This window comes from Faecalibacterium sp. An122, assembly GCF_002160895.1.
In the GTDB taxonomy this organism is placed as follows: domain Bacteria; phylum Bacillota; class Clostridia; order Oscillospirales; family Ruminococcaceae; genus Faecalibacterium.
This window is the reverse complement of record NZ_NFLL01000029.1, coordinates 15,969-29,742: the sequence shown is the minus strand read 5'-3', so window position 1 is coordinate 29,742 and position 13,774 is coordinate 15,969. Positions and strand designations below refer to the sequence as shown.

The window sequence follows — 13,774 nt, the reverse complement described above, 5'->3', positions numbered from 1 at the left end:
GGGCGGGTTTTACAATCCCTGGTTTTTCATCAGCGTCTCCAGGACCGCCAGGTCGGCCGACAGGTCCATGCTCTCGGAGGCATACAGGGCGTCCAGCTGATGCTCAAACGCCGTGGCAATAACCCCCACGTTCCGCTCCACTTCGGTGCGGACCGACGCTGCGTTTTCACCCCGCACCCCCTGCCGGGCCATGGCGGCATACTGTTCCAGCACATGGACCGCGTCGGGCAGATAGTAGTTGGCAAAGCGGCGGATCTGCTTGGCCTTGGCGGGGTTTGATTCCACCACCTCAATGATGGAGCGGCCGGCCCGTTCCATCCGGTCCATGGCCGCCGACATCTGGGGATCGGGCAGAGCGTCGTTCAGGGCGTGGAGGGTATCCAGCTTTTGCTGGATATCGGTGAGCATCTGGTCCACGTCTCCGCTGCCGGTGTGGAAGGGCACTTCCCGCTCGATCACCTGCGGCGGGCAGACCCGGCTGGCCGCGGCAAAAGCCGCCGCAGCCCCCACCAGCATCACCGCCAGCGCCCAGAGTTTATACACCGGCAGGACAATGCACAGCACAAGCCCTGCTGCCGCTGCCGCATAAAAGGGCAGGACGCTGGGCTTTTCGGTGCGGATGATTTTACTCATGGTCGTATCTCCTTCGGGCTAAAAAACGCTGTTCATACCCTAATAATAAAGCCTTTTAACAAAAACGCAAGGGTTTGGGTCAAGAATTTACAGCTTGGAAATGATTTTATCTTTCTTTTTTCACCGCAGGTAGGGCCCCAGCGCCTTGCCCCAGGCCTCCCGCAGACGGTCCATCTGCCAGGCGGCATTGGCGGGGCTGGTGCTGGGCAGCCGGACGGCCGGAATCCCGCTGACCGGCTGCATGTATTGGGTGTAGAGTTTATGAGCGGCGGCGCCGTTGCAGAACACCGCCTCAATGGGGGCCTTGGCCAGAAGGGCGGCGATGTCCTCCGGCACAGCGTCCCGGATGGAGGCATCCGACGCCCCCTCGATGGTGCAGCTGGCCAGCACATCCCAGAGGGCCAGGTTATGCCGCAGAATCAGCCCCCGCTTGGCCTCGATGTCCTCCCGGGCCGGGACGGCCTCGCCGGTGAGACTGGCCAGCAGCGGCCAGAACCGGTTGTTGGGGTGGCCATAGTAAAAGCCCATGGCCCAGCTCTTGGGGCTGGGCCAGCTGCCCAGGATCAGGGCCCTGCTGTGGGGGCCGTAAACCGGAGGAAAGCTCATTCCTTGAATGCGCCTCCCCAGGCCGAGCCCAGGTTCCGGCCGGAGGGCTCTGCCCGGGGCCCGTCGAACCACAGCTCCTCGATGAGGTCGGCCAGGCCGTCCTCCCGCACGTCGCCGATGATCCGGTCGGCGGCGGCCTTGGCGTCGGGGCTGCCGTTGTCCATGCAGCAGCCCAGGCCGGCGGCCCGCAGCATCCCGATGTCATTGGCCGAGTCGCCGGCGGCCACCGTCTCCTCCAGGGTGATACCCATGGCCTCGCACAGGCCTGCCAGGCCGGTGCCCTTGTCCACCCCTTCCCGGACGATGTCGTAGCAGCACCAGCCCATTTCATCCCGGCCGCCTACCCGCATGAAATGCAGGTTCAGGTGGCCGTACTTCTTCTGGAAGGCCTCCACGGCCTCCTCGGGAGCTACCATAAAGGCGGCGTGGGGCATATCGATCAGATGGCGGTCCTGGTCCTCGCCGTCCACACAGGCAAGGCCGGGGCTGCCCATCCGCTCATACCGGCTGCGCAGGCCCTCATAGCCGCAGTAGGCATAATAGGCATCCCGGAAGTTGAACTGCAGCAGATAATCGTAATCCTCGCAGAAGTCCACCAGGGCATACATTTCCTCGGGGATGAGGGGCCGCTCGTAGACCGATGCGCCATTGCGGTCCACCACATAGGCGCCGTTGCAGGTGATGGCATAGTCAAAGCGGATGGCCCCCAGCTGGCCGGGGGTCTTGATGGCGGGCCAGGCCCGGCCGGTGCTCAGGACGAATTTTCCGCCGGCGGCCTGCATCTTCTGGACGGCGGCCTCCACCGCAGGGCGGGGCCGCTTTTCCCCAAAGGGAACCAGGGTGTTGTCGTAATCGCTGGATAACAGTTTGTACTTCATGTCTTCCTCCCTTATTGGGCTTCCTCACCCGTTGCGGCAGCCGGTCAGGTCGCAAATGACCTCGCCGGCCAGAATCAGCCCCGCCGCCGACGGCACAAAGGCCAGGGAACCCGGGGCCCGCTTTTTGGGCGCGCCGGGCCGGGCGGTGGGCTCTGCGGTGGTTTCCGGCTCCATTTCCTCCATCCGCGGGGCAAGGGCCGGCTCTTTGGAATAGACTACTTTGAGGTGTTTGACCCCCCGTTTGCGGCATTCATTCCGCATCACCCGGGCCAGCGGGCAGACCGAGGTGTCGTAGATGTCCGCCACCTCAAAGCGGGAGGGGTCCAGCTTGTTGCCCGCCCCCATGGAGCAGATGATGGGGACGCCGGCGGCCTGGGCCTGCATCACCAGGGCCAGCTTGCCGGTCACCGTGTCGATGGCGTCCACCACATAGCTGTACTGGGTGAAATCAAACTGATCCGCCGTCTCGGGGGTGTAAAAGGTCTTGTAGGTGCGCACCTGGATATCGGGGTCAATGTCCCGGATGCGGGCCGCCGCGGCGTCCACCTTGTACTGACCCAGGGTGGAGCGGGTGGCAATGATCTGGCGGTTCAGGTTGCTCAGGCAGACCTTGTCGTCGTCGATCAGGTCCAGAGCTCCCACGCCGCTGCGGGCCAGGGCTTCCACCACATAGCCGCCCACGCCGCCCACGCCAAAGACGGCCACACGGGCCCGGCGAAGCTGATCCAATCCCGCCTGACCCAGCAGCAGCCGGGTGCGGGAGTACTGTTCTCTTGTCGTATCTGTCATAAACTATGGTTCTCCTTGAGCCAGCCCAGCAGGGCGGCGCGCTGATTGGGTATGGTTTCTTCGATCACCTGGTCCAGGGCCTCGGCCAGCAGGCGGCCCATCATGGGCCCCGGCTTCACCCCCAGGTCCAGCAGGTCCCGGCCGGTGACGGCCAGCTGGCTCACCCGGCAGCAGGCCCCTTCTTCCAGCAGGGCTTCAGCGGCCCGGGCGGTCTCTCCAAAGGCCGCCTGTCCGGTCTGGGCCTGCCGCAGTGCCAGCAATCGCCGGACGGTGTCCGGCTCCAACCGGGCCAGCAGACGCCGGGCCTGAAGCCGGGGGCTGTCCCCGCTGAGGTTCAAACCGCTCTCCTGCACCAGGGTGCAGACCTCTTTCGCCTGCGCTCCGGAACACCGCAGCCGGGCCACCGCGTCGCAGGCTGTCCCGGCTCCCGCCGGGGCCAGCAGAGCCGCCAGCCGGGCCAGCGGGTCAGATATCAGGGCATCCACCACCCGGAGGCTTTCGGCGTACCGCTCCGGCTGCCGGGCGCAGTCCAGTCCGGGCAGAATCTGTTCCAGAATTTCGGGCGGCATCCACCGGGCAGGTTTGGGGGCCGACAGCAGTTTGTACAGCTCCTGCCCTATGCGCTCGGCCGAGACACAGTCCAGCCGGGCCCGCTCCTGCAGGGCGGCCCGGGCGGTGGCCGGGTCCAGGTCCAGAGCCTCTTTGGCCCCAAACCGGTATAGCCGCAGAATTCGCAGACCGTCCTCCTCAAACCGGCTGGCCGGGTCTCCCACCGCCCGCACCACATGGCGGACCAGCAGGTCCTCTCGGCCGCCGAAGGGGTCCACCAGACCCTCGGCGTCGTTGTAGGCCATGGCGTTGATGGTGAAATCCCGCCGGGCCAGGTCCTCCCGCACATCCGCCACAAAGTTCACCCGGTCGGGGTGGCGGCCATCCGAATAGCCCTCCTCCACCCGGAAGGTGGTGACCTCATAAAAGCCGCCGTCCTGTTTGATGGTGACGGTGCCGTGCTGCAGGCCGGTGGGGATGCACTGTTCCTCCCCAAAGAGTTCCAGCACCTGCTGCGGCCTGGCGCTGGTGCAGATGTCCCAGTCGTGGGGCGTCCGCCCCGCCAGACTGTCCCGGACGCAGCCCCCCACCAGATAGCCCTGATACCCCGCTCTGTGCAGTGCTGCCAGGACGGCAGCCGCGCCGGGGTCCATTGCAATGGTCATTTCACGCCTCCTCAAAGTGCAGGGTGACGGCCTTGCCGTCAAAGCCGCATTCTGCCGCCGGGCAGATAGCCCGGGCCAGGGGCAGAAATTCCTCCGGCTCCTTGATGCGGGGGGAGTAATGGGCCAGCCACAGCCGCCGGGCCCCGGCCCGGGCCGCCAGGCCCGCGCTCTGGGAAAAGGTGCTGTGACCATACTTGGCGGCCTCGCCGGCCTGTTCTTCCTCGGCGTAGGTGGCGTCGCAGACCAGCAGGTCCGCATCCCGGGCCGCCGCTTCCAGCGCGGGACAGGGCGCGGTATCCCCCGAGAACACCACCCGGATTCCCCGCCGGGCGGGGCCGCAGACTTCCTGGGGCTGGACGGTGCGGCCCAGAGCCTCCACTGCCTCCCCTTTTTGCAGCCGCTTCCATTCCTGCATGGGAACCCCCAGGGCCCGGGCCTTTTCGGGGTCAAACCGGCCGGCCCGGGGCAGATAAAAGGCATAGCCCTGGCTGGGCACCCGGTGCCGGGTGGGAATGGCGGACAATTCCGCCCCGCCCTCAAACCAGAGGGGCTGTTCGCCCGCGTCGGCCAGCACCACCGGATAGGGCAGCGGCCCCGCCAGCACCCGCATCACGCTCCAGAAGGATTCCAACCCTTTGGGCCCCGTCAGAAGCAGGGGCGCGGTGCGTCCCTGGCATCCGATGGTCTGCAGCAGGCCCGGCAGACCGAACACATGATCCCCATGGTAATGGGTCAGACAAATGGCCTCCAGTTTGGAAAGGCTCACCCCGGCTTTCACGGCGGCAGCCTGGGTGCCCTCGCCGCAGTCCAGCAGCAGACTGTGGCCGCCCCAGGACACCAGAGCCGCGGTCAGGGCGCGGTCGGGCAGCGGCATGGTGGCCGCGGTGCCCAGCAAGGTGACTGTAACCATATCCTGCCTCCTCTCTGCTCGAAAATACGCTTGTCAGCCCTGGGCGGGCTGTTCCCAATTTTTACAGACGTCCACCCAGGCCGTATATCCCGAGTGCTTTTCCAGCTCGGGGATGGTCAGCTCAATGGCGGAATTGCTGCTGCCGCAGGCGGGGAACACCGTCTCAAACCGTTTGAGGGAGGCGTCCAGATACACCGTCACCCCCGGATTCACCGCAAAGGGGCAGACTCCGCCCACCGCGTGGCCGATGAGCCGGGCGGCCTCGTCGGCGGTCAGCATTTTGGCCTTGGTGCCAAACTGCTGTTTGTACTTGTGGTTGTCGATCTTGGCGTCTCCCGCGGCCACAATCAGCACCGGCCCCTCGTTCACCATAAAAGACAGGGTCTTGGCGATCCGGCCCGGCTCACAGCCCACCGCCTGGGCGGCCAGTTCCACCGTGGCGCTGGACACCGGAAACTCCAGCACCCGGTCCTCCATGCCGCAGGTTTTGAAATAGGCTTTGACTTTTTCAATGGACATTTTTCTTCCCCCTCCATCGGTTTGCGCGCCCCGCGGGCGTATCTCTTATACTATAACACACACCGCCCCAAAACGCCATATTGACGCCCCTTTGCAGGGGGGCTTGACTTTTTTATTAGATCCGTTATAATGAGGGCGTTCCCGCCCGGAGAACAAAAACAGAATACCGTCTCATCGGAGGATCGTGTATCGCAATACACCAAAGAGATGCTGTATCTCTGATCGGATAAGATGTCGAGTGCGCTCGGTTGTTGTTACGTTGTTGCAATGGCCGGGCGCCTTTTTTGGTTTCTGGAAAACCTCCGCCCCGGACCGGCGCCCCGGGGTTTGTCCTCCGCTTTTCTCTTGCCATGACAGAAAGGAGATGTTTCATCTTTATGGAATCCACCGCACTTTTTGCCAAGACACCCCCTGTAAAGCTGTTCTTTATTGCCTCCATTCCCGGGGCCGTCAGCATGCTGGCCTCCTCGCTGTACCAGTTTCTGGACGGCATCTTTGTGGGGAACTTTCTCAACTCCACCGCCTTTGCGGCCCTCAATCTGGCCCTGCCCTTTGTCATCATCAACTTTTCCCTGGCCGACCTGATCGGCGTGGGGTCTTCGGTGCCCATTTCCATCGCCCTGGGCCGGGAAAACCGCCGGGAGGCCAACAACATTTTCACCTGCGCCTGCATCCTGATCGTGGCCACCGGCGCCCTGATGGGGGCCATCATGTTCGCGGCGGCGCCCTTCCTCATCGGCATGATGGGAGCCAAGGGCGATTTCGCCGTCCAGGCGGTCCAGTATCTGCGGACCTATGCCCTCTGTTCCCCCTTCACCACCATCCTGTTCGCGGTGGACAACTACCTGCGGATCTCGGGCTACATCCGGGGCAGCATGTACCTGAACATCCTGATGTCGGTCCTCTGCGTCGCCTTCGACGTGCTGTTTCTGGGCGTGTTCGGATGGGGCATCTGGGCGGCGGCCTTCGCCGCCTCGCTGGGCATGTTCCTGTGCGTCCTGCTGGCCTTCATCCCCTTTGTCCGGGGCAAAGCCCTGCTCCACTTCTGCCGGCCCCGGTTTGAGGCCCGGCAGCTGCGCCAGATCTTTGTCTGCGGCTGCCCCAGCTTTTTGAACAACATCGCCGGCCGCATCACCTCCATCCTGATGAACCTGTTCCTGGTGCGGCTGGGCGGCGAGCTGGCCGTCTCGGTCTACGGCATCCTGATGTACGTGGACGGCTTCATCCAGCCCCTCATGTACGGCATGTGCGATTCCCTCCAGCCGGCGGTGGGCTACAACTGGGGCGCCCGAAAATTCTCCCGGGTGCGGGCCATCGAAAAATGCTGCTTCATCGCGGCGGCGGTCATCTCGCTGGTGTCGGTGGTGGTCATCGGCCTGGCCCCGGCCTGGATTACCCGGCTGTTCATCGCCGGCGCCGCCGGGGATGCCCTGGCCATGTCGGTGGGCGCGCTGCAGCTGTTCAGCCTGACCTATCTGACCCGCTGGCTCTCCTTTGCCACCCAGAGCTATATGCTGGCCATCGAAAAACCTCTGGCCGCCTCCATCATCTCGGTGTCCACCGCCCTGCTGTTCCCGGTGGCGCTTTTGCTGGTGCTGTGGCCTCTGGGGCTGCAGGGTCTGTGGATCAACTTCCCCGCCACCTCGGCTCTGGCGGCCGTCCTGGCGGCGGTGATCCTCCGCCGCAAGTGGCCGGAGCTCCACCAGCCCGACGCCGCCTGACCCGGGTCATGCCGCGGCCATATGCCCGGTTATTCCCACAAGGCATTTGTGCTTTTCCTTCTCTTGTGCTATAGTAGGATATGGAATCCGCCGTCCGGCTACTGCGGCATCCGGCGGCACAAAACACAGGTATAAGGAGAACCATCACGTGAACAAACAGCTGAAAACTCTGACTTTGTCCGCCATGTTCCTTGCTCTGGGCCTGGTACTGCCCTTCTTCACCGGGCAGATCCCCCAGATTGGCAGCATGCTGCTGCCCATGCACCTTCCCGTGTTCCTCTGCGGTCTGATCTGCGGCTGGCAGTACGGCGCAGCCGTGGGTTTCATTGTACCTCTGCTGCGGTCGGTCCTGTTCGGGATGCCGCCCCTGTTCCCCACCGCCACCTCCATGGCCTTTGAGCTGATGACCTACGGCCTGGTGGTGGGCCTGCTGTACAGCCGGTCCCGCTGGCAGTGCATCCGGGCCCTGTACCGCTGCCTGCTGCTGGCCATGCTGGCCGGCCGCGCCGTCTGGGGCGTGGTGCAGGCGGTGCTGCTGGGCCTGACCGGCAGCGCCCTGACCCTGCAGGTCTTTATGGCCAGCGCCTTCCTCAACGCCATCCCCGGCATCATCATCCAGCTGATCCTGATTCCGGCGGTGATGGTGGCCCTCAACCGCACCGGGCTGGTGCCCTTCCGTCAGGCCAAAAAGCCCGCCGGCGAAACCCGCTGATCCCACAAACCAAAAACCGGAGCCTTCCAAAAGGCTCCGTTTTTTTCATATCCGCCGATCCTGCTCAATCTTCTCCCGCAGGCGGGACAGAAACAGTTCCGCCGCCGGGGAAAACACCTGATACTTTTTCCACACAATATCCAGGCCCGACTCCAGCCTTGGCCACAGGGGCCGGAAACACAGTTTGCTGCTCTCCGAGGTGTTGGCCAGGCCGTCCAGGGTGATGGCGTACCCCACCCCCGCCTCCACCAGCAGGGCCGCATTGTACACCAGGTTGTAGTTGACCGCAATATCCAGCTTGCCGAAGTCCTCTCCAAACCAGTCCGCAAAGGCGTTTTCCCCCGGGTGGGGGGTGATGACCTGTCGGGAACAGATCAGAGGCAGCTCCATCAGGTCGGCCTTTTCGATGTACTCCTTCTGGGCCAGGGGGCTGTCCCGGCGCATCAGCACCCCCCAGACGTCCTTGGCCGGCAGGCTGAGGGTGTCGTATTTGGCGATGTCCGCCGGCTGGATCAGGATGCCGAAATCCAGCAGGCCCTTGTCCAGCCGGTCGGTCACATCCTGGGCGTTGCCGCTGTGCAGGTGATACCGGATGCCGGGGCACTCCGCCCGCAGCTGCCGGATCAGGTCCGCAATGGGGCACAGGCCCCGGGTCTCGCCGCTGCCGATGTAGATATCTCCGCTGATGGTGTCCTCCAGGGCGATGAACTCGGCCTCGGTCTTGTCCACCATGGCCACAATCTCCTCGGCCCGCTTGCGCAGCAGCACCCCCTCGGGGGTCAGGTCCACCCGGTGGCTTTTACGGATCAGAAGCTGACGGCCCAGCTCCTGCTCCAGGTCCTGCATCTGCCGGGACAGGGTGGGCTGGGTCAGGTGCAGAAAATTGGCGGCCCGGGTGATGCTGCCCTCCCGGGCTACCGCCAGAAAATAGCGCAGTGTCCGTATCTCCATCCCTATGTGGCAGGGCGCAGCCTTCCGGGCCCCTGCCGTCCTCCTTTCCGCTTTTTGCCTTTTCAGTATACACCCTTTTTGGTATGCCTGCCAAGCATTTCTCCCAATAAAAACGAAGTATTTGCTATTTGACCGGCGCTGTCCTACAATACAACCAGAAACAAATCCCAGCGGGCCAAGGAGGTGTGCCGGATGGAAACCCTTTCAGAAGAGCAGGTGTTCCGCCTGCGGCGGAACCTGTCGGACGCCGGATGCGACGACGACCTCATCGCCCGCTTTCTAGAGCTGGAGCAGGCCCACCGCCGCTGCGAACAATACCGCATGCTGGCCCGCCAGAAGGCAGCCCTGCTCCAGACGCTCCACTGTGTGGAATATAAGATTGACTGTCTCGATCACCTGCTCTACCTGATGCACAAGCAGGACGCAGATCCCAAAGGAGGTTTTTGGCTATGACCCAAGAAGCACTGCACCTGACCCAGGAATGGGACAAGACCTTTGCCCCCAGCAGCCAGGTCACCCACCGCAAGGTGACCTTCCACAACCGGTACGGCATCACCCTGGCGGCTGACCTCTATCAGCCGGCGGACGCCGCCGGGCCCCTGCCCGCCCTTGCGGTCTGCGGCCCCTTCGGCGCCGTCAAGGAACAGGCCTCGGGCCTGTACGCCCAGACCATGGCCGAAAAGGGCTTTCTGACCCTGGCCTTTGACCCCTCTTTCACCGGCGAGAGCGGAGGCCAGCCCCGGTACATGGCCTCCCCTGACATCAACACCGAGGACTTCCAGGCCGCGGTGGATTTCCTGTCAGTGCAGGACAACGTGGACCCCGACAAAATCGGCATCATCGGCATCTGCGGCTGGGGCGGCCTGGCCCTGAACACCGCCGCCCTGGACACCCGGGTCCGGGCCACCGTCACCTCCACCATGTACGACATGAGCCGGATCAACGCCAAGGGCTACTTTGACGCCGAGGACAGCGAAGAAGCCCGCCACGCCAAGCGGGTTGCCCTGAACGCCCAGCGCACCGCCGACTACCGCAGCGGCAGCTATGTGCTGGGAGGCGGCGTGGTGGACCCCCTGCCGGAGGACGCCCCTTTCTTTGTGAAGGACTACTACGACTACTACAAGACGCCCCGGGGCTATCATCCCCGGTCCCTCAACTCCAACGGCGGCTGGAACGTCACCGGCTGCATTTCCTTCCTCAACCAGCCCATCCTGGCCTACACCAATGAAATCCGCAGCGCCGTGCTGGTGATCCACGGCGAAAAGGCCCACTCCTGCTACATGAGCCGGGACGCCTTTGCGGCCATGATGGAGGGCAATCCCTGCCCCGACAACAAAGAGCTGCTCATCATCCCCGGGGCGGTCCACACCGATCTCTACGACCGGACCGACGTCATCCCCTTCGACACCATGGCAGCGTTTTTCCACAAGTATCTGGGTTAAAGTTGAAAAGAGCGGACCTTTGCGGGTCCGCTCTTTTTGGTTGTCAGGTTTCCGGATCGGATTGGGATTTGGAGAAGACGTTGCGGCGGCAGATCTGCCAGCTGACCGCAGCGGCCACCACTTCGGTGACCCAGAAGGCGTGCCAGACGCCCACCGCGCCCCAGATGCGGCTGAGCACAAAGGCCACCGGGATGATGCACAGGGCGTACCGCAGCAGGGAGATCAGCAGCGAGGGCCCGCCCATGCCCAGGCCCTCCAGGGCGCCGCAGGAAATAACCGACACCGCCGAGATGATAAAGCCCAGGCTGATGATCCGCAGGGCGGTGCTGCCCACCGCGGTGGTCTCGGCGTTGGAGGAGAACAGGCCGATGAGCCAGTCCGGCACCACCCAGCACAGGACGGTGCCCACCGCCATGATCCCCACCGAGAGGGTCAGGCCGGTCATAAAGATTTTGCGGACCCGCTCATGCTCCCGGGCGCCGTAGTTGTAGCCGATGACGGGCCGCATGCCCTGGACAATGCCGCTGGCCGGCAGGTACAGGAAGGTCTGGAGCTTGTAGTAGACGCCCAGCACCAGCACATAGACCTCGGAGTACGCCGTCAGGATGATGTTCAGGCAGGAGATCAGCAGGGAGGGCAGGGCCAGATTCAGAGTGGCCGGCACGCCCACGGCGTACATCTTCCGGGTGATGGCCCAGTCGATCATATCCCGGCCAAAGCGGATGCGGACGGGGATACGGCCGGTGAAATAGCAGACCAGATAGATGCCCAGGCTGAACAGCTGGCCCACGCCGGTGGCGATGGCTGCGCCCTCCACACCCATGGCCGGGAAGGGGCCCCATCCAAAGATCAGCACCGGGTCCAGCAGGATATTGGTGACGCAGCCCGACAGCATGCAGACCATGGTCATCATCATCTTGCCGGTGGCCTGGCAGATTTTTTCCAGCGACATGGCCGCGGCGACCACGGTGGAGAAGGCAAAGGCGATCCGGGAATAGCGCACACCCAGGTCAATCACCACCCCGTCGGCGGTGAACATCCCCAGAAAGGCCGGCATGACGGGGATGCAGATGGCCATCAGCACCAGGCCGTGGAGGACGTTCCATACAATGCTCTGGGAGGCGGCCGCCGTGGCTTTGCGGCTTTCCTGGGCTCCCAGATGATAGGAGATGACGGCGTTGGCGCCCACCGAAAAGCCGATGGTCACCGCATTGATCAGGTTCTGCAGCGGGAACACCAGAGACAGGGCCGTCATGGCGCTCTCACTGATCTGGGCCACATAGTAGCTGTCCACGATGTTGTACAGCGACGACACCAGCATCGACAGCACCATCGGCAGAGACATGGACAACACCAGCGGCAGAACCGGTTTTGTTTTCATAAAGCTTTGCTGCATGTAATTAAGGCTCCTTGCGTTGTGCAGTGAATTTCATGCCCTTTTGGCAACCAAAGGGCCCCATTAAAAAAAGCTATATTCTCCCCTGTTTGTCTCAGAAACAGGAAAAAATATAGCTTTCGCAGTGCATATTGTAATACAGACCCGCCCGGTTGTCAAGCGCCAAATTCTGAAAAAATCGCGGCGGCGGGCCGCTTTCCTTCCGGGCCGGGCCGTGTTATAATAAAACAGCCAGCCAATCCCGGCTCCCGGACTGGCTTTTGGCCCGCCGGGCCGCATAGACTGGTACAAAGCAAACCAAGCGAGGTGTACATCCATGAAAGTTCTTATGATCAACGGCAGCCCCCGGGTGAGCGGCAACACGTCCATCGCCCTCAAGGAGATGGAGGCTGTCTTCGCCCAGGAGGGCATCGAGACCGAAACCATCCAGATTGGCAACCAGGCCATCCGCGGCTGCATCGCCTGCAACACCTGTGCCCAGAAGGGCCAGTGTGTCTTTGACGACGCCGTCAACGCCGTGGCCCCCAAGTTCGAGGCCTGCGACGGCCTGGTCATCGCGTCCCCGGTGTATTACGCCTCGGCCAACGGCACCCTGATCTCCTTCCTGGACCGGCTGTTCTACAGCACCCACTTCAGCAAGGCCATGAAGGTGGGCGCCAGCGTGGTGGTGGCCCGCCGCGGCGGCCTGTCTGCCACCTTTGACGAGCTGAACAAATACTTCACCATCGCTGGGATGCCGGTGGCCTCCAGCCAGTACTGGAACAGCGTCCATGGCCGCGCCCCCGGCGAGGCCGCCCAGGACGCCGAAGGCCTGCAGACCATGCGGGTTCTGGCCCGGAACATGTCCTTCCTGATCAAGAGCATCGCCCTGGGCAAAGAGACCTACGGCCTGCCCGAGGCCGAGGCCCCCCAGCGCACCAGTTTCATCCGGTAATTTTCCCCGTCCATGCCCGCCTTCCCCGCCGGAAGGCGGGCCTTTTTGCGCCTTGACAAAGGGGCTTTCTCTATGCTATCGTGTCATCGAACCATATCACAAGGAGACAATGTCATGCGCTACAATGCAGCCCCCATGGAGGGCCTCACCGACCGGGTCTGGCGCCAGACCCATCAGCACATCTTCGGCGGGGCGGACCGGTATTACGCCCCCTTTATCTCCCCGCCCGAAAACCGCATCCCGGTGAAAAAGAAGATGGACGAGCTTCTGCCCGAGGCCAACCCCGGCGTGCCGGTGATCCCCCAGCTTCTGGGCAAGGACGGCAGCTGCGCCGCCTGGATGATCGGCGTGCTGCGCCAGATGGGCTACACCGAGGTCAACCTGAATTTCGGCTGTCCCTCCGGCACCGTCACCGCCAAGGGAAAGGGCGCCGGCATGCTGCGGGACCTGGAGGCTTTGGACCGGTTCCTGGACACGGTCTTTGAGGAGGCAGGCGGGCCCATCTCGGTCAAAACCCGGATCGGGGTGGACAAGCCGGAGGAGTTCCAGGCCATTCTGGAGGTCTACAACCGCTATCCCCTGGCCGAGCTCATCATCCATCCCCGGGTGATGCGCCAGCTGTACCGGGGCCAGGCGGACCGGGACGCCTTTGCCGCCGCCCTGCCCGCCTGCCATTTTCCCGTCTGCTACAATGGGGACATCACCACGCCCCAGGACCTCGCCGCCCTGGAGGCCGCCTGGCCCGGTCTTTCGGGCCTGATGGCGGGCCGGGGCCTCATTGCCGACCCGGCCCTGTTCCGCCGGGCCCGGGGCGGGGCCCCCGCCTCCAAAGAGGAGCTGCGGGCCTATCTGGATGGGCTGTACACCGGCTACACCGCCGCCTTTGGCAGCGCTCCCGCCGCCATCAGCCGGATGAAAGCCTTCTGGCACGAGTGTATCGGCCTGTTTGAGGGGACCGAAAAGCTGGAAAAGCAGCTGAAAAAGCTGCGGGAGCCCTGGGAATATGAGGTGACGGTGAACCAGATTTTCACCCTGCCCCTGCGCCGGTAACGAAAAAACCGCCGCCCCT

Annotated in this window: 15 protein-coding genes; 6 read left to right on the top strand and 9 right to left on the bottom strand. The window is 63.6% G+C overall.

The window, feature by feature from the left end:
• Positions 1-9: 9 nt before the first annotated feature.
• From B5E67_RS13060 to B5E67_RS13030, 7 genes are all read right to left on the bottom strand, one after another.
• A complete protein-coding gene (locus B5E67_RS13060) occupies positions 10-633 on the bottom strand; it encodes a 5-bromo-4-chloroindolyl phosphate hydrolysis family protein (RefSeq protein ID WP_087246421.1) in 624 nt (207 codons plus the stop codon).
• A 120-nt stretch (positions 634-753) separates the two neighbouring features.
• Positions 754-1,239 carry a DNA-deoxyinosine glycosylase gene (locus B5E67_RS13055; protein ID WP_087368369.1) on the bottom strand — a complete coding sequence of 162 codons (486 nt, stop codon included), beginning with the start codon at positions 1,237-1,239 and terminating at the stop codon, positions 754-756.
• Positions 1,236-2,117, bottom strand: a complete 882-nt coding sequence (locus tag B5E67_RS13050; protein ID WP_087385627.1) for an HAD family hydrolase — start codon at positions 2,115-2,117, stop codon at positions 1,236-1,238. Before B5E67_RS13050 ends, B5E67_RS13055 begins: the two co-directional genes overlap by 4 nt.
• A 24-nt stretch (positions 2,118-2,141) precedes the next feature.
• Positions 2,142-2,906 (bottom strand): tRNA threonylcarbamoyladenosine dehydratase, encoded by a 765-nt coding sequence (locus B5E67_RS13045; protein ID WP_087246424.1) that lies wholly within the window; start codon positions 2,904-2,906, stop codon positions 2,142-2,144.
• Entirely contained in the window at positions 2,903-4,120 is a 1,218-nt protein-coding gene (locus B5E67_RS13040) for a tRNA nucleotidyltransferase (RefSeq protein ID WP_087385626.1), read from the bottom strand. The genes B5E67_RS13045 and B5E67_RS13040 overlap by 4 nt, the downstream gene beginning before the upstream one ends.
• Position 4,121: 1 nt before the next feature.
• Positions 4,122-5,030 (bottom strand): ribonuclease Z, encoded by a 909-nt coding sequence (locus B5E67_RS13035; protein ID WP_087385625.1) that lies wholly within the window; start codon positions 5,028-5,030, stop codon positions 4,122-4,124.
• A gap of 33 nt (positions 5,031-5,063) precedes the next feature.
• A complete protein-coding gene (locus B5E67_RS13030) occupies positions 5,064-5,549 on the bottom strand; it encodes a YbaK/EbsC family protein (protein ID WP_087246427.1) in 486 nt (161 codons plus the stop codon).
• 377 nt (positions 5,550-5,926) lie between these two features.
• Between B5E67_RS13030 and B5E67_RS13025 the strand changes: the two genes are divergently transcribed.
• Positions 5,927-7,270, top strand: a complete 1,344-nt coding sequence (locus B5E67_RS13025) for an MATE family efflux transporter (protein WP_087385624.1) — start codon at positions 5,927-5,929, stop codon at positions 7,268-7,270.
• A 148-nt stretch (positions 7,271-7,418) separates the two neighbouring features.
• On the top strand, positions 7,419-7,982 hold the full coding sequence (locus B5E67_RS13020) for an ECF transporter S component (RefSeq protein WP_087246429.1): 564 nt from the start codon (positions 7,419-7,421) through the stop codon (positions 7,980-7,982).
• Positions 7,983-8,027: 45 nt separating this feature from the next.
• Here the strand turns inward: B5E67_RS13020 and B5E67_RS13015 are convergent, their stop codons facing one another.
• Positions 8,028-8,933: a LysR family transcriptional regulator gene (locus B5E67_RS13015; protein WP_087246430.1), complete on the bottom strand. Its 906-nt coding sequence runs from the start codon at positions 8,931-8,933 to the stop codon at positions 8,028-8,030.
• A gap of 192 nt (positions 8,934-9,125) precedes the next feature.
• Here B5E67_RS13015 and B5E67_RS13010 point away from each other — a divergent pair, with 192 nt between their 5' ends.
• Positions 9,126-9,386 carry a hypothetical protein gene (locus B5E67_RS13010; protein WP_087246431.1) on the top strand — a complete coding sequence of 87 codons (261 nt, stop codon included), beginning with the start codon at positions 9,126-9,128 and terminating at the stop codon, positions 9,384-9,386.
• Entirely contained in the window at positions 9,383-10,375 is a 993-nt protein-coding gene (locus B5E67_RS13005; protein WP_087385623.1) for an alpha/beta hydrolase, read from the top strand. Before B5E67_RS13010 ends, B5E67_RS13005 begins: the two co-directional genes overlap by 4 nt.
• A gap of 43 nt (positions 10,376-10,418) precedes the next feature.
• On the opposite strand, the gene B5E67_RS13000 is transcribed toward B5E67_RS13005, so the two are convergent.
• Positions 10,419-11,771, bottom strand: coding sequence for an MATE family efflux transporter (locus B5E67_RS13000; protein ID WP_087385622.1), 1,353 nt, complete (start codon positions 11,769-11,771; stop codon positions 10,419-10,421).
• A 316-nt stretch (positions 11,772-12,087) separates the two neighbouring features.
• Between B5E67_RS13000 and B5E67_RS12995 the strand changes: the two genes are divergently transcribed.
• Positions 12,088-12,705 carry a flavodoxin family protein gene (locus B5E67_RS12995; RefSeq protein WP_087385621.1) on the top strand — a complete coding sequence of 206 codons (618 nt, stop codon included), beginning with the start codon at positions 12,088-12,090 and terminating at the stop codon, positions 12,703-12,705.
• 114 nt (positions 12,706-12,819) lie between these two features.
• On the top strand, positions 12,820-13,755 hold the full coding sequence (locus B5E67_RS12990) for a tRNA-dihydrouridine synthase family protein (RefSeq protein ID WP_087385620.1): 936 nt from the start codon (positions 12,820-12,822) through the stop codon (positions 13,753-13,755).
• Positions 13,756-13,774: the final 19 nt, after the last annotated feature.

Bases quoted from the DNA above. Each gene is read 5' to 3' on its own strand.
- B5E67_RS13050 (WP_087385627.1), bottom strand. From the start codon at position 2,117: ATGAAGTACAAACTGTTATCCAGCGATTACGACAACACCCTGGTTCCC.
- B5E67_RS13045 (WP_087246424.1), bottom strand. From the start codon at position 2,906: ATGACAGATACGACAAGAGAACAGTACTCCCGCACCCGGCTGCTGCTG.
- B5E67_RS13015 (WP_087246430.1), bottom strand. From the start codon at position 8,933: ATGGAGATACGGACACTGCGCTATTTTCTGGCGGTAGCCCGGGAGGGC.
- B5E67_RS13030 (WP_087246427.1), bottom strand. From the start codon at position 5,549: ATGTCCATTGAAAAAGTCAAAGCCTATTTCAAAACCTGCGGCATGGAG.
- B5E67_RS13060 (WP_087246421.1), bottom strand. From the start codon at position 633: ATGAGTAAAATCATCCGCACCGAAAAGCCCAGCGTCCTGCCCTTTTAT.
- B5E67_RS13040 (WP_087385626.1), bottom strand. From the start codon at position 4,120: ATGACCATTGCAATGGACCCCGGCGCGGCTGCCGTCCTGGCAGCACTG.
- B5E67_RS13025 (WP_087385624.1), top strand. From the start codon at position 5,927: ATGGAATCCACCGCACTTTTTGCCAAGACACCCCCTGTAAAGCTGTTC.
- B5E67_RS12990 (WP_087385620.1), top strand. From the start codon at position 12,820: ATGCGCTACAATGCAGCCCCCATGGAGGGCCTCACCGACCGGGTCTGG.
- B5E67_RS13055 (WP_087368369.1), bottom strand. From the start codon at position 1,239: ATGAGCTTTCCTCCGGTTTACGGCCCCCACAGCAGGGCCCTGATCCTG.
- B5E67_RS13010 (WP_087246431.1), top strand. From the start codon at position 9,126: ATGGAAACCCTTTCAGAAGAGCAGGTGTTCCGCCTGCGGCGGAACCTG.
- B5E67_RS13000 (WP_087385622.1), bottom strand. From the start codon at position 11,771: ATGCAGCAAAGCTTTATGAAAACAAAACCGGTTCTGCCGCTGGTGTTG.
- B5E67_RS13005 (WP_087385623.1), top strand. From the start codon at position 9,383: ATGACCCAAGAAGCACTGCACCTGACCCAGGAATGGGACAAGACCTTT.
- B5E67_RS13035 (WP_087385625.1), bottom strand. From the start codon at position 5,030: ATGGTTACAGTCACCTTGCTGGGCACCGCGGCCACCATGCCGCTGCCC.
- B5E67_RS12995 (WP_087385621.1), top strand. From the start codon at position 12,088: ATGAAAGTTCTTATGATCAACGGCAGCCCCCGGGTGAGCGGCAACACG.